The following is a 20,515-nucleotide window of genomic DNA, read 5'->3' on the forward strand; positions in this document are numbered from 1 at the left end:
ACGGCGAGTTGGACCGAGCAGTGCGCTTCTGCGGTCAGGCAGGGGTATGCGTCGACAGCGAGGCTTCCACCATCAGCGTGTGAGCGTCGCTGCACTCACCGTAAGCAACGAAGTCCCACTAGTGCAACCTAGTTGCCTCGATCAGTGGATCCTTCGCGACTAACGCGGCAAACTGGGCCCGAACTCCCTGGAGGTCTCACCTTGGCACTGCGGCTGCGCATCACCGAGCGCCAGCGAAGGCTCGGCGTCGAGCTACGGAAGCTGCGCGAGAAGGCGGGTCTCAACCTCATAGAGGCGGCTGCGCTGATCGACATGGGACGCCCGCACCTGACCCACATCGAGGCAGCCAGGACCGGCATCTCCACGGAACGGCTCCGCACGTTGCTCCACGAGTTCGGGTGCACTAGTGGTCCGTACATCGCCGAGCTGATCCGGATGTCGGAGAGCAATGGCAAGGGGTGGTGGTCCGAGTACCGCAAGGCGCTGCCCCAACAGGTGCTCGACCTGGCCGAACTGGAGGATCGCGCTGCTGACATCGCCAGCTACGAAACGTTGTTGATCCCCGGATTGCTCCAGACGGAGCCGTACATGCGCACCCTGTTCCGTAGCGCCCGGCCCGACGCCACAACTGCCGAGATCGACACCCTCGTAGCCTTTCGCCTCGCGCGCCAGCGCGTCCTCTGCGGGGAGCGCCCTCCCCGATTGCATGCCGTCATCCACGAAGCCGCCCTGCGCATGGTCGTGGGCGACCCGCACATCATGCGAAGGCAACTGGCCCACCTGATCGACGTTGCCGAAAATCCGCAGGTGACGATCCAAGTGCTCCCTTTTGACCAAGGGACGCAGGCGTGGCGTAGCGCGCCCTTCCTGCTCCTCGCACCGGGCGTGACCGGGCTGGAGACCGTCTTCGTCGAGCACCCTGCCGCAGGCATGACCCTGCACGACGCCGCAGCCGTATCGCAGTATCAAGCGACCGTAGCCGCTCTGGCCCACAGCGCACTCCCTGCGCTTGTCCGCGAGGATCCTCCGGACGCCCGTGAGGGACCCGGTTCCTGGGGCCTCGTCCAGCACATCCTGTACACCCACAGCGGAGGACCCCGATGAACGAACTCAACTGGCAGAAGTCGACGTTCAGTGAAGGCGCCGGCGCCAACTGCGTAAACGTCGCCGCAAGCCACGACACCGAGACCATCCACCTCCGCGAGAGCGACGCCCCGGAAACCACCCTCACCACAACCCCCGCAGCCCTCGCCGCACTGATACGCACCCTCAAATAGCCCGGCCCCGACGCTCTGAGCTGCACCGCGGCAGTCTCGGTGCGCTGCCAGACACCCATTCGGATGACGCATCCGCGCCCAGCGGGCCGTGAACACCGAACTGGTCCAGATGTACTGGCAGATCGGGAAGCTGATTCTCGCCCGCCAGGAGCGGGAGGGCTGGGGTACCAAGGTCGTGGTCCGGCTGGCCGGAGACCTGAAAACGGCCTTTCCGAGCCAGCGCGGCTTCTCGCGCCGCAACCTGATGTACATGCACAAGATGGCCCGTATCTGGCCGGAGCCAATTGTGCAACAGCCTGTTGCACAATTGCCCTGGGGCCACGTCACCTCCATGATGGACAAGCTCCACACCCGCCCCGAGCTGGACTTCTACATCACCGAAGCCGTCCGCAACGGATGGTCTCGCGCCATCCTGGACCGCTTCATCCAGCAGGAGCTGCACCTCACCCAGGGCTCCGCCGCCAACAACTTCGCCGCGACCGTTCCCGAGGGCTCAGACGTCCTCAAGGAGCTGGCACGAGACCCGTACCGTCTCGACTTCCTCGGGCTCGACAAGCAGCACGCCGAGCGTGAGCTCGAAGCACATCGGCAAGCTCAACTTCTACGTCAGCGTGGTCGACCAGCTCGTACGCGATCCGCAGCGCGACGACGCGACCATCGGCTTCCTCATCGGGGCCCACCACAACAAGTCAGCCGTACAGCTCGCCCTGGACGCCAGCAACAATCCGATGGCCGTGACGTCCTACTCGACGCTCAAGCCGGCCGACCGTGAACTCGTACCCAGCGAGGAGGATCTGTCGCGCGTGGTCCAGGAGGCCATCGACGGCATCGAGGGCTGAAGAGCTCAGGCCTTCCTCAGCCCGCGCCCATCACCCGTCCGGCCCCGTACAAGCCGGGCCGAGCCGGAATACCCCGCCCCCAGAGCCGAGTTGCCCCCAGCATGACGACAGACGGCCCCGCGCCCTTCGACCCTCACACCCTCCTCGCGCAGAGCAACCTCGGTGTCCTCGCGACGATCAAGGCCGACGGGCTGCCGCAGCTCTCGCCCGTGATGCCCTCCTACGATCGCGCCGCAGGCCTCATCCGCGTGTCGACGACAGCCAAGACCGCCAAGTTCGTGAACCTGCGGCGCGATCCGCGGGCCGCGCTGGAGGTGACCAGTGCCGACGGTCGGGCCTGGGCCACCGCCGAGGGGGCCGTCACTCTTGTCGGGCCCGGCACTGACCCGGACGGGCCCGAGGTCCAGGCTCTGGTGGACTACTACCGCGCCGCCGCCGGCGAGCACCCGGACTGGGACGAGTACCGCGCGGTCATGGTGGCCGACCGCAGGGTGCTGATCACGCTGACGGTCGACAAGGTGTACGGCACCCGGCTCAACTGAAGCCCCTCGACCGGACCCACCCCGGCCCGCCTCACCCCGGACTGGCCCAGCAGCGACGTATCGCGAGAAATTCCCGCTCCGCACGCCCCTGCACCGCCCCCGAGCGGGATTTTCTTGCAATCAGCGCCGCAGCGGTTCAGTTACGTACCAACTACAGCCGCCCGCATACCCCTTCGCCTACCCTCGACCCATGGTCGAAGCCACCACGCTAGGCGCCCGCATCGCGTCCGGCGTCGTCGTGCCGCTCATCAAGAAGCTCTTCGTGGCGGATCAGCCCGGCGCGGCCCTGGTGGACAAGCCCGTGCGGATCTCCTCGCTCGTCTCGTTCAGCGGCGAGAAGCGCGGTGTCACGCCCAAGGACGTCGAGAAGGTCGCCGCGGAGCTCGTGCGGCGAGCGCTCAAGGCCGCGGGGCCGATCGAACAGCCCATCGACGCCGACGAGGCCCTCGCCGTCAGGAACGCCCTCGCACATACGCTCGGCCTCCTCGGCGCCCTCACCATCGAGGACTACGAGGCCGTCGCCCTCGGCCCCGAGGAATTCGCCGCCCGGCTGCGGACTGCCACAGAGATCAGCACGTACGGCCTCTCCGGCGACGCCGAGCTCCTCTACGACCAGCTCCTGCACACCGCCTCCCTGCACATCCTCAACTTCTTCTCGCAGAGGTCCACCTTCATCGCCCGCCAACAGCTCGTGCATACACGGCAGTTGGCCCGGCTCGTGCGGACCATCGACATTCTGCTCGAACGTCTTCCCTCGCAGTCCTCCGAGGACGCCGCCTTCGAATCCCGCTACGCCGCTCACATCGCGGAGCGCCACGGCACCCTCACGATCTACGGACTCGACGCCGGTACGGGCGAGTGGCCGCTCGACACCGCCTACCTCAGCCTGGAAGCCACCCGCGAGCGCGCGGGGCCCGGCGGCGGCGGGCTGCCCGTACCCGCCGAGCAGGTCCTCGCCCAGCACGACCAGGTCCTGCTGCGGGGCGTCGCCGGGTCCGGCAAGACCACGCTCGTCCAGTGGCTCGCCGTGACGGCGGCCAGCCGTACGTACGAGCACGGGCTCTCGCACCTCATCGGGCGCGTGCCGTTCGTCCTGCCGATGCGGCGCATCCTGCGGCCGGGGGCGGACCTGCCCATCCCGGGGAACTTCCTCGAAGCCGTCGCCTGCCCGGTCGCGGGCGAGCAGCCCGCGGGCTGGGTCGAACGCGTCCTGCGGGCGCGGCGCGGTGTGCTCCTCGTCGACGGCATAGACGAGATCGCGGGCGACCGGCGCGATTCCGCCCGCCGGTGGCTGCGCGAGCTGGCCCGGACGTTCCCCGGCAACCTGTGGCTCGTCACCTCGCGCCCCTCGGCCGTCCCCGAGCAGTGGCTGACCGCCGCCGGCTTCAACGAACTCACGCTCTCGCCGATGTCCCGGCACGACGTCGCCACGTTCGTACGCCGCTGGCACCGCGCCGCCGGGGCCGACACGTCCACCGGCATCTCCCTGCTCCAGGCCGTACGGACCACGCCCGAGCTGAACCGCCTCGCCACCAACCCCCTGATGTGCGGCATGCTCTGCGCCCTGCACCGGGACCGCAACGGCTTCCTGCCCCAGGACCGCAAGTCCCTGTACGAGGCCGCCCTCTCGATGCTCCTCGAACGGCGCGACCGGGAGCGGGGCCTTGATGACCCCGGCGGGATCCGTATCCCGTACGCCACCCAGATCCAGCTGCTGCAACGGCTCGCGTGGTGGCTCATCCGCAACGGCCGCTCGGAGATGGACCGTTCGGACGCGCTGCACATCATCACGCAGGCGCTCCCCTCGATGAACCTGAACAGCGGCGCCGAGGAGGTCTACACCTCGCTCCTGCTGCGGTCCGGGCTGCTGCGCGAACCCGCGGACGGCCACGTGGACTTTCTGCACCGCACGTTCCAGGACTATCTCGGCTCCCGGCTCGCCGTACAGGAACTGGACTTCGACCTGCTCCTGAACAACGCCGACAAGGACCAGTGGGAGGACGTCGTCCTCCTCGCCATCGCCCACGCCCGGCCCAAGGAGGCCGAGCGGATGCTGCGGCGGCTCGTGGAGCAGGGCACCCCGCGCGGCAAGCTGCTCGCCGCCGCCGGGATGCCGTACGCCGCGGAGGTCGCGCCCGCGATCCGTTCGTTCGTGGAGGTCGGGGTGCGGCTGCTCGTGCCGCCCGGGTCCGGCGCCGAGGCAGAGGAACTGGCGCGGGCCGGGGGCGAGCTCGTGCTCTCGCTGCTGCCGCCCGCCGCTGACCTCGACGACTTCGCGGCACGCCATGTGGTGCGCACGGCGGCCGAGTTGGGCAGCGAGACCGCGCTGCACTTCCTCACCCAGTTCCGCGAGCACCCCAGCATGGACGTCCAGCGGACCCTCGCCGCGGCCTGGCCGCGCTTCGAGCGGGAGCTCTACGCCCGCGAGATACTGGCGCACCTGCCGCGCCAGGCCAGGGTCACCGTCCGCGACACCGACGATCTGCGCGCCCTGCGCTCCATCGGCGGCTGGGCGGACATCCAGGTCGTCGGCGCCTACCGCGTCGAGGACCTGACCGAGCTCATCGTGCGCGACCAGCTCATCCGGCTCGGCCTGGAGGCGTCCCACCCCGTCGAGGGCCTCGCCTGGCTCTCGGTCTTCCCGAACCTCAAAAGGGTCCATGTGGCCTCCGAGGTCGGTGAGGCGGTGGCCCAGCAGGCGCCGAGCCGCATCGAACTCATCACCCCTCCACCGTGGCGGAGTTGACCTACCCTTGACTTTCCACGACACACGAAATCCCACCCGCAGGGACCCCCTATGTCCATGGAGCCCGTTGTCCGCATCCCCTCGACCCTCGCCGCACCCCTGGTACAACGGCTCATCCGCCTGCCTCCCCCGCTGCCGCCCGCCACACCCGAGCTGATCGCCGCCCTCACCACCTGGCGCGGCGCCGACGCCCCGGCGACGCCCGACGACGTACACCGCACGGCGGCGGACTTCGTGCACATGGCCGCCGAGGCGCACACCGCCCCGACGACCGAGCTGGCCGCCGTCGTCGACGTACTGACGCGCACGCTGCTCGCCATCGGGGAGCTGGACCTGACGGACGTGGACGCCGTGCGCCTGGGGCCGCAGGACTACGCACGGCGCCTGCGGGGAGCCGTGCAGGGCGCGGACCGGGCCCTCTCCCCCAACGCGGCGTGGTTCCACGACGAGTTACTCGTGGCCGTGTGCCTGCACGTCCTGTACCACTTCGTCCGCCGCTCGCCGCACATCCAGCGGCACATGGCCGAGAGGGCAAGCCGTATCCGTCAGCTGATCGACCTGAACGACGCCGAAGCCGCGGCCCGTCAGCCCGAACGATCGCAAGAAGACCGCGACTTCGAGTCGGCGTACGCCGAAGAGGTCGTACGCCAGCACGGCTGGCTCACCATCGTCGGCGTGGACCTCGCCAACGCGCCGGACCGCTGGCCCCTGGAGGACACCTACCTCAGCCTGGAGGCCGAGGAGAGCAGCGGCAGCGGCGTACCGGGCGAGCCGCGGACCGTGCTGCTCGCCGACCGGGCCCTGGAGGGCCACGAGCGGGTGCTGCTGCGCGGTGTCGCGGGCTCGGGCAAGACGACCCTCATCCAGTGGCTCGCTGTGGCCGCGGCGCGCGAGGGCGTCCGCGTGCCCTTCGTCCTGCCCGTACGCCGCTTCGCCCGCGAGGGCTTCCCGGCGCCGGACGACTTCCTGCACGCCATCCGCCACCCCCTCGCCGACCAGGCCCCGGAGGGCTGGGTCGTCCGTACGCTCCTCGCGGGCCGCGCCGTGCTCCTGGTCGACGGGATCGACGAGGCCCCGGAGGAGACCCGCGACGAACTGCGCAACCAGCTCCGCCGCCTCCTGCGCATCTTCTCCGGCAACGGCTGTCTGGTCACCTCCCGGCCCTCCGCCGTCGAGGACGGCTGGCTCGCCCAGGAGCGCCTCGCCGAGGAGGGCTTCAAGGAGCTCTCCCTCGCGCCGATGACCCGCGACCAGGTCACGCACTTCATACACGACTGGCACGCGGCGGCGATGAGCGACGAGCAGTGCAAGGAGCAGGCGGACCGCGACAAGCTGAAGGAGTACGAACAGCGCCTCCTGCACTCCGTACGGATCTACCGCGAGCTGCGCCAGCTCGCCACCAACCCCCTGATGTGCGGCCTGATCTGCGCCCTCAACCGCGACCGCTCCGGCTCGCTGCCCAAAGGCCGCAAGGAGCTGTACGACGCCGCCCTGGAGATGCTCCTCCAGCGCCGCGACCCCGAGCGCGACGTCCTGTACGCCGACGACGTGCGCCTCCAGCAGGGCCCCCGGGAGCTGCTCCTGCGCAAACTGGCCCACGCGATGGTCGAGGAGGGCGTGTCGGAGCTGCCGCGCGAGCGTGTGGTCGCCATCCTGGACGGCGCGCTGCCCGCCATCCCCTCCGCGCGGGCCGAGGGCGACGGCGAGAAGATCTTCCGCCATCTGCTGCACCGCACGGGCCTGCTGCGCGAACAGTCGGGGCTCTCGGTGGACTTCATCCACCGCACCTTCCAGGACTATCTGGCCGCCAAGGAGATTGTGGCGCGCGGCCAGTTCCGCACTCTCGTGGAGCACGCGCACCGCGCCGAGTGGGAGGAGGTCATCCGCATGGCCGCCGCCCACGCCCGGCCCGAGGAGTGCGCCGACTTCCTGGAGCGGCTCCTTGCCGCCGCCCCGAACCTGCGCCGCCCGCACGTGAACCACCGGCGCCTGATGGCCGCGGCCTGCCTGGAGCACGTCACCGAGCTGGACCCCGCGGTGCAGCAGCTCGTCCACGACCGTACGAAGAACCTCGTGCGCCCCACGACGGAGCTGGCCGCCCGCAGCCTCGGCTGGGTCGGCCCCATCGTCCTGGAGCAGCTGCCGGACCCCGAGCTGGTGGCGAACGACCAGGAGGCGCTGCTCCTCGCGATCACGGCGACCCGCGTCCAGGACGACGCCGCCATCGACTACCTCGCCCGCCTGCGCCACCGCTCGGCGCTGTCGATCCGGATGGAACTGGTCCGCCCGTGGCGGCACTTCGACACGGAGCGGTACGCGCGCGAGATCATCGCCCATCTCGACCCGGTCGGCCTGTACTACCCCGTGGCCGACACCGCCGAGCTCGCGGCGCTGCGGCAGCTCGGCGGGCGGCCGTGGATCCAGCTGGTCGGCGTCATGCCCACCGAGGAGCTCCTGGACGGCCTGGAGCACGAACAGCTGACCCACCTCTGGGTCACCGCCGAGCTGGCCGACACGGACGTCTCCTGGCTCTCCCGCTTCCCGAACCTGAGCGTGCTCCGGGTAAACCCCCGGCTCCCGCGCATGAGGAATGTCCCGGAGGGCGTCACGATCACGTCGTAGCGCCCTTCAGGGGCGCGGGGAACTGCGCGCCCAGCCACAAACCACCCGCGGCCAAGGTCAAAGCAAAAGGGACTGCCCCGGACCGTAGTAAACGATCCGGGGCAGCCCCTGTGAGCCTGTCAGGCGAGCCGGAGGCTACGCCTCCTTGCTCAGGTTGGGCCCGGCGCCGCCGGCCGCCTGCTCGATCGGCGGAACATCCGGAAGCGCCGCCTTCTCCTCGCCGCGGAAGGTGAACTTGGCTTCGTCGCCCTCACCCTCCGTGCCGACGACCACGATGTGGCCGGGGCGGAGCTCGCCGAAGAGGATCTTCTCCGACAGGACGTCCTCGACCTCGCGCTGGATCGTCCGGCGCAGCGGCCGGGCGCCCATGACGGGGTCGTAGCCCTTCTTGGCGAGCAGCTTCTTCGCGTCACCGCTGAGCTCGATGCCCATGTCGCGGTCCTTCAGACGCTCGTCCACCTTGGCGATCATGAGATCGACGATCTCGATGATGTCTTCCTCGGTGAGCTGGTGGAAGACCACCGTGTCGTCGACACGGTTCAGGAACTCCGGGCGGAAGTGCTGCTTCAGCTCGTCGTTGACCTTGGTCTTCATGCGCTCGTAGTTCGTCTTGACGTCACCCGACGCGGCAAATCCGAGGTTGAAGCCCTTGGAGATGTCACGCGTGCCGAGGTTGGTCGTCATGATGATGACCGTGTTCTTGAAGTCCACGACCCGGCCCTGGGAGTCGGTCAGACGACCGTCTTCAAGGATCTGCAACAGCGAGTTGAAGATATCCGGGTGGGCCTTCTCGACCTCGTCGAAGAGGACGACCGAGAACGGCTTGCGGCGGACCTTCTCCGTCAGCTGACCGCCCTCTTCGTAACCGACATATCCGGGCGGCGAACCGAAGAGACGCGAGACCGTGTGCTTCTCGCTGAACTCCGACATGTCGAGAGAGATCAGGGCGTCCTCGTCACCGAAGAGGAATTCGGCGAGCGTCTTGGAAAGCTCCGTCTTACCGACACCGGACGGGCCGGCGAAGATGAACGAACCACCGGGACGCTTCGGGTCCTTCAGACCCGCACGCGTACGACGAATCGCCTGCGAAAGCGCCTTGATGGCGTCCTTCTGGCCGATGACCCGCTTGTGGAGCTCGTCCTCCATGCGCAGCAGACGCGAGGACTCCTCCTCGGTCAGCTTGAAGACCGGAATGCCCGTCGCCGTGGCGAGGACCTCGGCGATGAGCTCGCCGTCGACCTCGGCGACGACGTCCATGTCGCCGGCCTTCCATTCCTTCTCGCGCTTGGCCTTCGCCGCGAGCAGCTGCTTCTCCTTGTCGCGGAGAGAAGCCGCCTTCTCGAAGTCCTGGGAGTCGATGGCCGACTCCTTGTCGCGACGCACGCCCGCGATCTTCTCGTCGAACTCGCGGAGGTCCGGCGGCGCGGTCATCCGGCGGATGCGCATCCGGGAACCGGCCTCGTCGATCAGGTCGATCGCCTTGTCCGGCAGGAAGCGGTCCGAGATGTACCGGTCGGCCAGGGTGGCGGCCTGCACCAGCGCCTCGTCCGTGATGGAGACCCGGTGGTGGGCCTCGTAACGGTCGCGCAGACCCTTGAGGATCTCGATGGTGTGCGGCAGGGACGGCTCCGCGACCTGGATGGGCTGGAAGCGGCGCTCGAGGGCCGCGTCCTTCTCCAGGTGCTTGCGGTACTCGTCCAGCGTCGTGGCACCGATGGTCTGCAGCTCGCCTCGCGCCAGCATCGGCTTGAGGATGCTCGCGGCGTCGATCGCGCCCTCGGCGGCGCCGGCACCCACCAGGGTGTGGAGCTCGTCGATGAACAGGATGATGTCGCCGCGGGTGCGGATCTCCTTGAGGACCTTCTTCAGGCGCTCCTCGAAGTCACCGCGGTAGCGGGAGCCGGCGACCAGCGCGCCGAGGTCAAGCGTGTAGAGGTGCTTGTCCTTCAGCGTCTCGGGCACCTCGCCCTTGACGATGGCCTGCGCCAGGCCCTCGACGACGGCGGTCTTGCCGACGCCGGGCTCGCCGATGAGCACGGGGTTGTTCTTCGTACGGCGGGACAGCACCTGCATGACCCGCTCGATCTCCTTCTCGCGCCCGATGACCGGGTCGAGCTTGGACTCACGAGCGGCCTGGGTGAGGTTCCGGCCGAACTGGTCGAGCACCAGGGACGTGGAAGGCGTGCCCTCCGCAGGACCGCCGGCGGTGGCGGTCTCCTTGCCCTGGTATCCGGAGAGCAGCTGGATGACCTGCTGCCGCACCCGGTTGAGATCGGCGCCCAGCTTCACGAGGACCTGGGCGGCGACGCCCTCGCCCTCGCGGATCAGGCCGAGCAGGATGTGCTCCGTGCCGATGTAGTTGTGGCCCAGCTGAAGGGCCTCGCGGAGCGAAAGCTCCAGGACCTTCTTGGCACGGGGGGTGAAGGGGATGTGCCCGGACGGGGCCTGCTGGCCCTGACCGATGATCTCCTCCACCTGCTGGCGGACCGCCTCGAGCGAAATCCCGAGGCTCTCCAGGGCCTTAGCGGCGACACCCTCGCCCTCGTGGATCAAGCCCAGGAGGATGTGCTCGGTGCCGATGTAGTTGTGGTTGAGCATCCGGGCTTCTTCCTGAGCCAGGACGACAACCCGCCGCGCGCGGTCGGTGAACCTCTCGAACATCGTTAATCGCTCCTCAGAGCGGTCAGGCAGTAAGGGGGCTGTCCCCTCCCTGTCCTTCCGCAGCTTAGTCCCGCAAGCGGGGACCGCTCATTCCAACTGCCGACACCCGGCCGAGAACAAGAGGTGCCTCCTGACCCCGAACGCCGACAACTGCTCCAACCCGATGGTGCGAGACGATGTTCCCGCAGGCCAAGCACTTACCCTCACCACAGCTACGCCGATGGCGAACGTGAGACGGCCTCGCGCGTGTGTCGCCCCTCCCCACTAGGGATGTCTTACCCGTAAGGACTGACACTCCATGCGGCGCGCGCCGGTTCCCTCCGCTACGGGCGAACAGCCTTGCGCCGCCGAACACGCCACCACGCCCCATTTCCGGCCACTGTGCGCATTCCCGGTAACACGCTGCGTAACCCTTGAGCCGTCCGGCCGGTTGCTCCTGGCATGGCCATCACCGTTCCCCCGCCCCGTGTACCGGTCGAGCAGAGCGATCCGGTGCGGCAGTGGTACGCGAACGAACTCGGCTGGGCGACCGCCGAACGCCGTCCGGGGCTGCCGGTGCAGCTCCTGACGGGGCTCCGCTTCGATGTACTGCAGCTGCCCGCCGAAGCCGGTTTCGCCGCCCTGCGGCACGTCGGGCCGAAGGCTCCGGTGGCTCTGCGGGGCGATTCGATGCGGCTCTTCGTGTCCGCGGGGAGCGCCGACGAGCTGCCGGGGCTCCTGGACTGGCTGGAGTGGGGCGGCATTCCGCTCGACCTCACGGCCGTAGGGGCGGGCGGACGGATCGACGCGCCCACGCCTCCGGGGTGGTCCGGCTCGCAGGGGGCCGCCGTATGGCTGCGACCCCCGGAGCCCGGGTGCGAGGTGGAGCCGACGCTGCCGGCACTGCCGTCCCTGTCGTGCGTGGGGGGTGGCACCGCGCCGCACGGCGATCCCGCCGTGGGCTCCGGTCTCGTACGACTCGTGGACACGGCGGCGACGCAATGCCACCGGGTCCGGCTGGGACGAACCCGTCGTCAGCCGTTGGCCTTCTCGTAAGCCTCACGAATGGACGCCGGGACGCGGCCGCGGTCATTGACCTCGAAACCGTTCTCCTTGGCCCAGGCACGGATCGCCGCGGTGTCCTGACCGCCACCGGCAGCAGATGCACGAGCTTTGGCGCGCCCGGCCGAACCACGGCCACCGGTGCGACGACCACCCTTGAGGTACGGCTCAAGAAGACCACGGAGCTTGTCCGCGTTCGACGTGGTGAGGTCGATCTCGTAGGACTTGCCGTCCAGCGCAAACGTCACGGTCTCGTCTGCCTCGCCACCGTCGAGGTCATCGACAAGAAGGACCTGAACCTTCTGTGCCACCGGATTTCCTTTCATCGATAACTTAGGGCCGGATCGCACGACGCGAGCCGCAGAATCGCCGCCCCCTGTTATATGCAGTACTGCAGTACGTCGGAAAGCAAACCGCTTTTGCTGGGAAAACACAAACCCCTGGGAGAGACCGAGCACCCCGGGAACCCGGGAAACGTGCGCGTTTCGGACATAGGGAACCCGGGCAGCAGGCAGCCCGGAATACCGGCGTCGATCACAGATGCAGAAGCATCCGGCTGTTGCCCAAGGTGTTCGGTTTCACTCGTTCGAGGCCGAGGAACTCCGCGACACCCTCGTCTTTGGAACGCAGGAGCTCGCTGTAGACATCTCCGTCGACAGGAGTCTCACCGATCTCCACGAAGCCGTGGTGCGCGAAGAAGTCGACTTCGAAGGTGAGACAGAAAACCCGCCTGACACCGAGCCAGCGAGCTGTCTGCAGCAACTTCCCCAACACCTGGTGTCCCACTCCGAACCCCCTGACATCGGGGTTCACCGCGAGAGTGCGTACTTCCGCGAGGTCTTCCCACATCACGTGCAGGGCGCCGCAGCCGACGACCTCGGCGTTGTCGTCCCGTTCGGCCACCCAGAACTCCTGGATGGACTCGTAAAGAGCGACCGTCGCTTTGTCGAGCAGGATCCCCTGACGGGCGTAGGAGTCGAGGAGGTTGCGTACGACCGGCACATCGGCTGTGCGCGCCCGGCGTACGGAGACTGCTTTAGCGCTGAGTTCAGGGGGTTCTGCTGGCATGACCGGACGCTATCTCTCTGCTTCGGGCTCCGCTTCGCCGGGGTTCTCGGGGGCTTGAGTGGCGGAGTCTTCGGAGAGGGTGGCTTGAGCGGCCGGGCCGATGATGCGCATCGCGTCACTGAGAGCCTCGCGCTGTTCCTCCGACATCATCCCGAAGAAGGCGACGAGAGCGGCGGCCGGGTTGTCACTGCGCGACCATGCTTCGTTCATCAGTGCGGCGGCGTAGGCGGCGCGAGTGGAGACCGCCTCATATCGATAGGCACGGCCTTCCGCTTCACGGCGCACCCAGCCCTTCTGATGAAGATTGTCCAAAACGGTCATGACGGTGGTGTACGCGATGGACCGTTCCTGCTGAAGGTCTTCCAGGACTTCTCGAACGGTCACGGGGCGGTTCCACTTCCACACCCGTGTCATGACTGAGTCTTCGAGTTCTCCCAAGGGGCGAGGCACACCAGAACAATAGTGGGAGAAGTCACTAATGACATGACGGACGTGGCGGAGGCGTCATTTCCCCAACAAAAAGGGCGTACGACTCGGAAAGTGAGCGAGTCGTACGCCTGGGGTGTGCGGACCGGTCAGGCCTTGGGGGTCTGCTGGGCGCCTTCGGCGCGGGCGATCACGGCGTCGACGGCCGCGTCCTCCTTGGCCTTGTTGGCGCCGCCCTGGGTCTTCACGATCGTCACGATGAGACCGCCGAAGAACACGGCCATCACTACGGGGGGCAGGAGCGCGGAGACGTAGTCCATGCCCCCCAGAGTAGCTAGCCCGCGGCGAGCTGGTGCGGCGGGTCCGTCGGACGGCGCTTGGGAGGGAAGACCTCGGCCGGGGTCGGCACGGGGCGCGACGGTTCGGGCGCGGCCGGTTTCCGCGGCGGTGCGCTCGGCGTCTTGGGCCCGGGCTCCGTCCGTTCGTCGCCCTCGGACCGGCCGCCGGGGATGGCGAGCAGGCGCGTGCGCGAGGCGGGGACGAGGGGGCGGGGCGCCGGGACGGCCGTATGGGAGCGGCCCGCGAGACGGGCGCGTACGGCCTGTTCGGCGACGGTACGGCAGCGGTCGAGGAGGGCGGCGGCGACCGGGTTGCCGCGCAGGGCGCGCAGCGCGGCGAGGTCGTCGGCGCCCGGCTGGTAGCCGGAGGCGAGGACGTCGTCCAGGAGCGCGAGGTAGCCGGTCGCGGTGCCGGGCAGGGCCGCCCGGTAGCGGGCGAGGTCGGCCAGCAGGAAGGCGCGGAGCCTGGCGCCCTCGCTCACCGCTTCGTCGACGGCGGCGGCGAGGCGGAGGCAGTCCTGGACGTCCGCGTCGGAGACGGGGCTGGGATGCAGGGCGACGGCCAGAGCGCGGCGGAGCACACGCAGCTCCTCCGCACCGAAGGCCATGCCGCCGCGAGAACCGTATGGCGTGGGCATGAGCCGACAATACGTGTTAAACGGACAAAATCCGCTAAACGTCAGTCTGTGGCGTGGCTCCTGAGCCTGCCGCCGACTCCGACTCGGGTATGCCCGCTGCCGACTAGGGCCGCTTCACTCCGAACGGCGGCGGATCATCGCGAAGACGACCGCGCCGACCCCCAGAGCGCCGGCCGCCCCCGCGGCGATCCAGGGCAGCACGCCCGCACCGGTGTCCGCGATGGTGCCGCCGGGAGCGGGAGCGTCCGCGCCACCGTCGTCCCCGTCCTCCGCACCCTCCGTACGGGACATCGGCGACGTACTGGAGGTGGCGGACGCGGTGGGGGCGACGGTGGCGTCGGGTGCGCCGCCCGCGCGCGGGTGCGCGGCCCGGGACACCGCGTCCAAGTCCCCCGCGTACGACACCGCGTGCACCACGCGGTCGTCGGCCGGCCCGGCGATCGGCCCGGTGGCCGGCCCGACGACCGCGCTCGCCGTCGTGGCCGGTCCGGTGAGGCCGATCAGCACTCCGGCCGCCACTGTTGCGACCAGACTTCCCCTACGCCCCATTTTCTCCACGCCCGCTCGAACCTGCCCAAGTCCCGTCCTTGCGCTGACTCTTGTATGGGGCGCGGGGTTGTGCGCGCAAGCCCCGCTTATGAGCCGCCCGTTATGAGCCGCCGCCCGCGGGGCCGCGCGGGCGGTGTGCTCAACTCCGGGCGACGTTGCGCTCGTATACGAGACGGAGGCCGATGAGGGTCAGCCACGGCTCGTGCTCGTCGATGAGCGAGGCCTCGCCGAGCACCATGGGCGCCAGGCCGCCGGTCGCGATGACCGTCACGTCGTCGGGGTCGCCGCCGGGGCCCGCCAGTTCGCGGGCCATGCGCTGCACGACGCCGTCGACCTGGCCCGCGAAGCCGTACAGGATGCCGGACTGCATGGCCTCCACGGTGTTCTTGCCGATGACGCTGCGCGGCCGGGCCAGCTCGATCTTGCGGAGCTGGGCGCCGCGCACGCCCAGTGCCTCCACGGAGATCTCGATGCCGGGGGCGATGACGCCGCCGGTGTACTCCCCGCGCGCGGAGACCGCGTCGAACGTCGTCGCCGTGCCGAAGTCGACGACGACGGCGGGGCCTCCGTAGAGCTCGACCGCCGCGACCGCGTTGATGATGCGGTCGGCGCCGACCTCCTTGGGGTTGTCCATGAGGATCGGGACGCCGGTCTTGATGCCGGGCTCAACGAGGACGGCGGGCACGTCTCCGTAGTAGCGCCGGGTGACCTCGCGCAGTTCGTGCAGGACGGAGGGGACCGTCGAGCAGATGGCGATGCCGTCGATGCCGTCGCCGAGTTCCTCGCCGAGCAGCGGGTGCATGCCCATCAGGCCGTTCAGGAGCACGGCGAGTTCGTCGGCGGTGCGGCGGGCGTCGGTGGAGATGCGCCAGTGCTCGACGATCTCCTCGCCGTCGAAGAGGCCGAGGACGGTGTGGGTGTTTCCGACGTCGATGGTCAGCAGCATGTCGTCGTCACTCCGCCGCGCGCAGGTCGAGACCGATGTCCAGGATCGGCGAGGAGTGGGTGAGGGCGCCCACCGCGAGGAAGTCCACGCCCGTTTCCGCGTACGCCCGGGCGTTCTCCAGGGTGAGGCGGCCCGACGACTCCAGGATCGCGCGGCCGTCCGTGATGGCCACGGCCTCCTCGGTCTCGCCGGGCGTGAAGTTGTCCAGGAGGATCAGGTCGGCGCCCGCGTCCACGACCTCGCGCAGCTGGTGGAGGGTGTCGACCTCGACCTCGACGGCCAGGTCGGGGAAGGCCGCGCGCACGGCCTTGAAGGCCTGCTCCACGCCTCCGGCGGCCACCACGTGGTTGTCCTTCACCAGGGCCGCGTCGGAGAGCGACATGCGGTGGTTCACGCCGCCGCCCATCCGCACCGCGTACTTCTCCAGGGCGCGCAGGCCCGCCGTCGTCTTGCGGGTGTCGCGGACCTTGGCGCCGGTGCCATCGAGTGCGTCGGCCCACGCGCGCGTGGCCGTCGCCACGCCGGAGAGGCGGCACAGGAGGTTGAGCGCGCTGCGCTCGGCGGTGAGCAGGTCGCGGGTGCGGGTGGTGACGCTGAGCAGCTTGGTGCCCGCCGCCACGCGGTCGCCGTCCTCCACGTGCCGCTCGACCTCGAAGGTGTCCGTGCAGACGAGGGAGATGACGGCTTCGGCGACGCGCAGGCCCGCGACCGTGCCGGCCTCACGCGCGGTGAAGTCGCCGGTGGCCACGGCCTCTTCGGGGATCGTGGCGACCGAGGTGACGTCCACGCCGCCGTCCAGGTCCTCCTCGATCGCCAGGTGCGCGATGTCCTCGACCTGGACGGGGTCGAGCCCCGCGTCGGTCAGGAGCTGCGCGAGAGCGGGGTCGAGGCCGCACTCCAGGGGGTCGTACGCGTCGTCCGAGCCGCAGCCGCAGGCGTCGCCGCAGCCACCGCCCGTGGGGGCGAGAGGGAGGTCGTCGGGGGTGCTCACGGTCACTTCTCCTGAGGGCTGGGACGGGAACTGGGGCCGGTCGGCGGGAAGTCGTGGGTCTCGGTCGTGCGGATCGCCAGGGTCCGGTCCGCGTTCAGGCGTACGACGATGTGGCGCCGCCAGGCTTCGTCGTCGCGGTCGGGGCGGTCCTCGCGCCAGTGGCAGCCGCGGGTCTCCTCGCGGCGCTGCGCGGCGGCGACCAGGACGCGGGCGACGCACAGGAGGTTGGTGGTCTCCCATGTGTCGACGCCGGGTTCGGCGGTCTTGCCGTCCTCGGCGAGCGCGCCCGCGGCCTCGGCGTGGATGCGGGCGAGCCGGGCCGCGGCCCCGGAGAGGGAGTCAGCGGACCTGAGCACTCCGGCGCCCTCGGTCATCACGCGCTGGATGGCGAAGCGGGCCTCGGGGGGCAGCAGGGGGTGCGCGGGGGCGTCGTGGTCGGGCGCCGGGGCGGGCACGGGGACGGGGACGGCCGCGTACAGGGCGGGGAGGGCCTTCTCGGCGTGCTGTGCCGCGATGTCCGCCGCGATGCGCTCGGCGTAGACCAGGCCCTCCAGCAGGGAGTTGGAGGCCAGGCGGTTGGCGCCGTGCACGCCGGTGCAGGCGACCTCGCCGCAGGCGTACAGGCCGGGGACCGTGGTGCGGCCGTGCGGGTCGGTGCGGACGCCGCCCGATGCGTAGTGCGCGGCCGGGGCGACGGGGATGGGCTCGGTCACCGGGTCGATGCCGTGGGTGCGGCAGGCGGCGAGGATCGTCGGGAAGCGGTTCTCCCACATCTCGGCGCCGAAGTGCCGGGCGTCCAAGTACATGTGCTGGGCGCCCTTTTCCTGCATGCGCCGGGTGATGCCCTTGGCGACGATGTCGCGGGGGGCGAGCTCCGCGAGCTCGTGCTGTCCGACCATGAAGCGCACGCCGTCCGCGTCCACGAGGTGGGCTCCCTCGCCGCGTACCGCCTCGGAGACCAGCGGCTGCTGGCCCTCGGCGTCGGCGCCCAGGAAGAGCACGGTGGGGTGGAACTGCACGAACTCCAGGTCGCTCACCTCGGCGCCCGCGCGCAGGGCGAGCGCGACGCCGTCGCCCGTCGAGACGGAGGGGTTCGTGGTCGCCGAGAAGACCTGGCCCATGCCGCCGGTGGCGAGGACGACCGCGGGGGCGTGGACCGCGCCCACGCCGTCGTGCTGGCCCTCTCCCATGACGTGCAGGGAGACACCGGCGGTGCGGCCTTCGGCGTCGGTGAGCAGGTCCAGTACGAGGGCGTTCTCCACGGTGGGTATGGACTGGGCGCGGACCGCTTCGACCAGGGCGCGGGAGATCTCGGCGCCGGTCGCGTCGCCGCCCGCGTGCGCGATGCGGCGGCGGTGGTGGCCGCCCTCGCGGGTCAGCTCGATGGCGCCTTCGGGTCCGGTGTCGAAGTGCGCGCCGGTCTCGATGAGGCGGCGTACGGCACCGGGGCCCTCGGTGACCAGGGTGCGCACGGCCTCCTCGTCGCACAGGCCCACGCCGGCCACGAGGGTGTCGTCCAGGTGCTGTTCGGGGGTGTCGCCCTCGCCGAGCGCGGCGGCGATGCCGCCCTGGGCCCAGCGCGTGGAGCCGTCGTCCAGGCGGGCCTTGGTGACCACGACGGTCTTGAGGCCGGCCGCCGAGCAGCGAAGGGCCGTGGTCAGTCCGGCGACTCCGGAGCCGACGACCACGATGTCGGCGGCCAGGGACCAGCCCGGCGCGGGGGCGTGCAGCCGTATTCCGGTGGCACTCATGCGGTGGCTCCGAACGTGAGCGGGATGTTGTCGATCAGCCGGGTCGCACCGACCTTGGCCGCCACGGCGAGGACCGCGTCGCCCGTGTGGCCCGGCTGGACTTCCGTGAAGTCGGCGGGGTCGACCAGCGCCAGATAGTCCAGCTCCAGCGGGGTCTTGCGGCGGGCCGCCTCGTCGAGGACCTGCCGGGCGGCGGCGCGGACGGCGGCGGGGCCGCCGGGCACGGACGGCGTGACGGACCGGGCGAGCGCGTGGGTGTCGGCGGCGGCGCGGGACTCCCCCAGGGCGTTCAGGGCGTCGGCGCGCGCGTGCGTGACGGGGGCGAGGGCCGCCCGCGCGTGCAGGGCCTCCTGGGCGGCGTGCCGGTCCCGGCCCGCGAAGAGGGCCAGGGAGAGCGCGAGGGCGGTGCGGCGCTCGTCCGCCGACAGGTAGCGGTTGCGGCTGGAGAGGGCGAGGCCGTCGTCCTCGCGCACCGTGGGTACGCCGACGATCTCCACGCCGAAGTTCAGGTCGCGCACCATGCGGCGGATGAGGGCGAGCTGCTGGGCGTCCTTCTGGCCGTACAGCGCCACGTCGGGGCGGGTGAGGTGCAGCAGCTTGGCGACGACCGTGAGCATGCCGTCGAAGTGGCCGGGGCGGGTGGCTCCTTCGAGGAGTGCGCCCATGGGGCCCGCGCTGATCCGGACCTGCGGTTCGCCGCCCGGATAGACCTCGTCGACGGAGGGGGCGAACACGAAGTCCGCGCCTTCCTGTTCGGCGATCTTGACGTCGGCGTCCAGGGTGCGGGGATAGCGGTCGAGGTCCTCGCCCGCGCCGAACTGGAGGGGGTTCACGAAGACCGTGACCACGACCTCGCCGTCGTCGCCCGCGATGCGGCGTGCGGTGCGGATCAGGGTGGCGTGGCCCTCGTGCAGGGCGCCCATGGTCATGACGACGACGCGGCGGCCGTCACGCGCGCGCGTGCGCAGGGGTTCGGCGGTGTGCAGGAGGCCGGTCATCGGGCCCCTCCTTCGCTGCCGCCGCTCGCGCTCCCGCCATTGGCGAGGACCCCCAGGAGGTCCTCGGCCAGCTCGGGCTTGAGCAGGCCGTGGGCGAGCGCGCGGTCGGCGGTCGCGCGGGCCATCGCCAGATATCCGGCGACGGTCTGCGGCGCGTGCTTGCGCAGCTCGGCCACGTGCGCCGCGACCGTGCCTGCGTCCCCGCGCGCGACGGGTCCGGTCAGGGCGGCGTCGCCGGACCGCAGGGCGTTGTCCAGGGCGGCGCCGAGCAGCGGGCCGAGCATCCGGTCGGGGGCGCCGACGCCCGCTTCCCGGAGCAGGTCCATGGACTCGGCGACCAGCGTGACCAGGTGGTTGGCGCCGAGCGCGAGCGCCGCGTGGTACAGCGGCCTGGCCTCTTCGGCGATCCACTCGGGCTCGCCGCCCATCTCGATGACCAGGGCCTCGGCGGCCAGGCGCAGCTCTTCGGGAGCGGTGACGCCGAAGGAGCAGCCCGCGAGGCGCTGTACGTCGACGGGGGTGCCGGTGAACGTCATGGCGGGGTGCAGCGCGAGCGGCAGGGCGCCGGACCGCAGGGCCGGTTCGAGCACCTTTGTGCCGTACCGCCCCGATGTGTGCACCAGGAGCTGGCCGGGGCGGACCGCTTCGGTCTCGACGAGGCCCTCGACCAGGCCCGGCAGGGCGTCGTCCGGCACGGTCAGGAGGACCAGGTCGGCGCGCTCCAGGACCTCGGCGGGCGGGACGAGGGGGACGTCGGGCAGCAGGGCCGCCGCGCGTCGTACGGAGGCGTCGGAGACACCCGACGCGGCGACCGGACGGTGTCCGGCGAGCTGGAGTGCCGCGGCGAGCGCGGGGCCTACCCGGCCCGCTCCCACGACACCCACCGTGAGCCTCGCGGGGCGGTCCCGCGGGTCTGGCTGATGAGGTGCGTTCACGCGATGACGCCTTCCCGTTCCAGTCCGCTCGGGGTACCGGACGATTTCTCGTCATGCTAACGCGATTGGTCCGTGCCGCGTCCTCGGCTGTCCACAGGCTGTGGGTATTCATATGACCGGTGGCCGGTCACACGCCATGCTCGGGAG

19 protein-coding genes and 1 pseudogene are annotated in these 20,515 nt (G+C 70.3%); 8 read left to right on the forward strand and 12 right to left on the reverse strand.

Annotation, left to right across the window (positions count from 1 at the left end; all coding sequences use genetic code 11):
- Nucleotides 1–201: 201 nt before the first annotated feature.
- From ABZ906_RS21615 to ABZ906_RS21645, 7 genes and pseudogenes are all read left to right on the forward strand, one after another.
- Complete coding sequence (locus tag ABZ906_RS21615) at nt 202–1,104, forward strand: helix-turn-helix transcriptional regulator (RefSeq protein ID WP_361384942.1); 903 nt, start codon at nt 202–204, stop codon at nt 1,102–1,104.
- Nucleotides 1,101–1,277, forward strand: coding sequence for a DUF397 domain-containing protein (locus ABZ906_RS21620; RefSeq protein WP_361384945.1), 177 nt, complete (start codon nt 1,101–1,103; stop codon nt 1,275–1,277). The genes ABZ906_RS21615 and ABZ906_RS21620 overlap by 4 nt, the downstream gene beginning before the upstream one ends.
- Before the next feature lie 109 nt (nt 1,278–1,386).
- Nucleotides 1,387–1,659: pseudogene (locus ABZ906_RS21625) on the forward strand (DUF1016 N-terminal domain-containing protein); the annotation flags it as partial.
- A gap of 187 nt (nt 1,660–1,846) precedes the next feature.
- Nucleotides 1,847–2,116, forward strand: a complete 270-nt coding sequence (locus ABZ906_RS21630; RefSeq protein WP_361384948.1) for a PDDEXK nuclease domain-containing protein — start codon at nt 1,847–1,849, stop codon at nt 2,114–2,116.
- 101 nt (nt 2,117–2,217) lie between these two features.
- A complete protein-coding gene (locus ABZ906_RS21635) occupies nt 2,218–2,658 on the forward strand; it encodes a PPOX class F420-dependent oxidoreductase (protein ID WP_361191144.1) in 441 nt (146 codons plus the stop codon).
- 190 nt (nt 2,659–2,848) lie between these two features.
- Nucleotides 2,849–5,404: an NACHT domain-containing protein gene (locus tag ABZ906_RS21640; RefSeq protein WP_361384951.1), complete on the forward strand. Its 2,556-nt coding sequence runs from the start codon at nt 2,849–2,851 to the stop codon at nt 5,402–5,404.
- A 57-nt stretch (nt 5,405–5,461) separates the two neighbouring features.
- Nucleotides 5,462–8,026 carry an NACHT domain-containing protein gene (locus tag ABZ906_RS21645; protein ID WP_361191140.1) on the forward strand — a complete coding sequence of 855 codons (2,565 nt, stop codon included), beginning with the start codon at nt 5,462–5,464 and terminating at the stop codon, nt 8,024–8,026.
- Between the two features lie 135 nt (nt 8,027–8,161).
- On the opposite strand, the gene ABZ906_RS21650 is transcribed toward ABZ906_RS21645, so the two are convergent.
- Nucleotides 8,162–10,687: an ATP-dependent Clp protease ATP-binding subunit gene (locus ABZ906_RS21650; RefSeq protein WP_361191139.1), complete on the reverse strand. Its 2,526-nt coding sequence runs from the start codon at nt 10,685–10,687 to the stop codon at nt 8,162–8,164.
- Between the two features lie 441 nt (nt 10,688–11,128).
- Here ABZ906_RS21650 and ABZ906_RS21655 point away from each other — a divergent pair, with 441 nt between their 5' ends.
- On the forward strand, nt 11,129–11,722 hold the full coding sequence (locus ABZ906_RS21655) for an SCO3374 family protein (protein WP_361191137.1): 594 nt from the start codon (nt 11,129–11,131) through the stop codon (nt 11,720–11,722).
- Here ABZ906_RS21655 and ABZ906_RS21660 read toward each other — a convergent pair.
- The 11 genes from ABZ906_RS21660 to ABZ906_RS21710 all read right to left on the reverse strand — a co-directional run bounded on the left by ABZ906_RS21660 (nt 11,701) and on the right by ABZ906_RS21710 (nt 20,368).
- Nucleotides 11,701–12,039, reverse strand: a complete 339-nt coding sequence (locus ABZ906_RS21660; protein ID WP_361191134.1) for an Lsr2 family protein — start codon at nt 12,037–12,039, stop codon at nt 11,701–11,703. The two genes, ABZ906_RS21655 and ABZ906_RS21660, sit on opposite strands and share 22 nt — an antisense overlap.
- 223 nt (nt 12,040–12,262) lie before the next feature.
- Nucleotides 12,263–12,796, reverse strand: coding sequence for an amino-acid N-acetyltransferase (locus ABZ906_RS21665; RefSeq protein WP_361191132.1), 534 nt, complete (start codon nt 12,794–12,796; stop codon nt 12,263–12,265).
- A gap of 9 nt (nt 12,797–12,805) precedes the next feature.
- Nucleotides 12,806–13,246, reverse strand: a complete 441-nt coding sequence (locus tag ABZ906_RS21670; RefSeq protein WP_361191130.1) for a BlaI/MecI/CopY family transcriptional regulator — start codon at nt 13,244–13,246, stop codon at nt 12,806–12,808.
- Nucleotides 13,247–13,371: 125 nt separating this feature from the next.
- Complete coding sequence (locus tag ABZ906_RS21675; protein WP_361191128.1) at nt 13,372–13,542, reverse strand: hypothetical protein; 171 nt, start codon at nt 13,540–13,542, stop codon at nt 13,372–13,374.
- Between the two features lie 14 nt (nt 13,543–13,556).
- Nucleotides 13,557–14,168, reverse strand: coding sequence for a hypothetical protein (locus ABZ906_RS21680; RefSeq protein WP_361191242.1), 612 nt, complete (start codon nt 14,166–14,168; stop codon nt 13,557–13,559).
- Between the two features lie 144 nt (nt 14,169–14,312).
- Nucleotides 14,313–14,717 (reverse strand): hypothetical protein, encoded by a 405-nt coding sequence (locus tag ABZ906_RS21685; RefSeq protein WP_361384954.1) that lies wholly within the window; start codon nt 14,715–14,717, stop codon nt 14,313–14,315.
- A gap of 169 nt (nt 14,718–14,886) precedes the next feature.
- A complete protein-coding gene (locus ABZ906_RS21690; protein WP_361191124.1) occupies nt 14,887–15,693 on the reverse strand; it encodes a type III pantothenate kinase in 807 nt (268 codons plus the stop codon).
- A 7-nt stretch (nt 15,694–15,700) separates the two neighbouring features.
- A complete protein-coding gene (gene nadC, locus ABZ906_RS21695; protein WP_361384957.1) occupies nt 15,701–16,684 on the reverse strand; it encodes a carboxylating nicotinate-nucleotide diphosphorylase in 984 nt (327 codons plus the stop codon).
- A gap of 2 nt (nt 16,685–16,686) precedes the next feature.
- Nucleotides 16,687–18,435, reverse strand: a complete 1,749-nt coding sequence (locus tag ABZ906_RS21700) for an L-aspartate oxidase (protein ID WP_361384960.1) — start codon at nt 18,433–18,435, stop codon at nt 16,687–16,689.
- Nucleotides 18,432–19,433, reverse strand: coding sequence for a pantoate--beta-alanine ligase (gene panC / locus ABZ906_RS21705; protein ID WP_361191118.1), 1,002 nt, complete (start codon nt 19,431–19,433; stop codon nt 18,432–18,434). The genes ABZ906_RS21700 and panC overlap by 4 nt, the downstream gene beginning before the upstream one ends.
- On the reverse strand, nt 19,430–20,368 hold the full coding sequence (locus ABZ906_RS21710) for a DUF2520 domain-containing protein (RefSeq protein ID WP_361191115.1): 939 nt from the start codon (nt 20,366–20,368) through the stop codon (nt 19,430–19,432). The genes panC and ABZ906_RS21710 overlap by 4 nt, the downstream gene beginning before the upstream one ends.
- Nucleotides 20,369–20,515 lie beyond the last annotated feature (147 nt).

Origin of the sequence: Streptomyces sp. NPDC046925 (genome assembly GCF_040644915.1) — a bacterium.
Classification (GTDB): domain Bacteria; phylum Actinomycetota; class Actinomycetes; order Streptomycetales; family Streptomycetaceae; genus Streptomyces.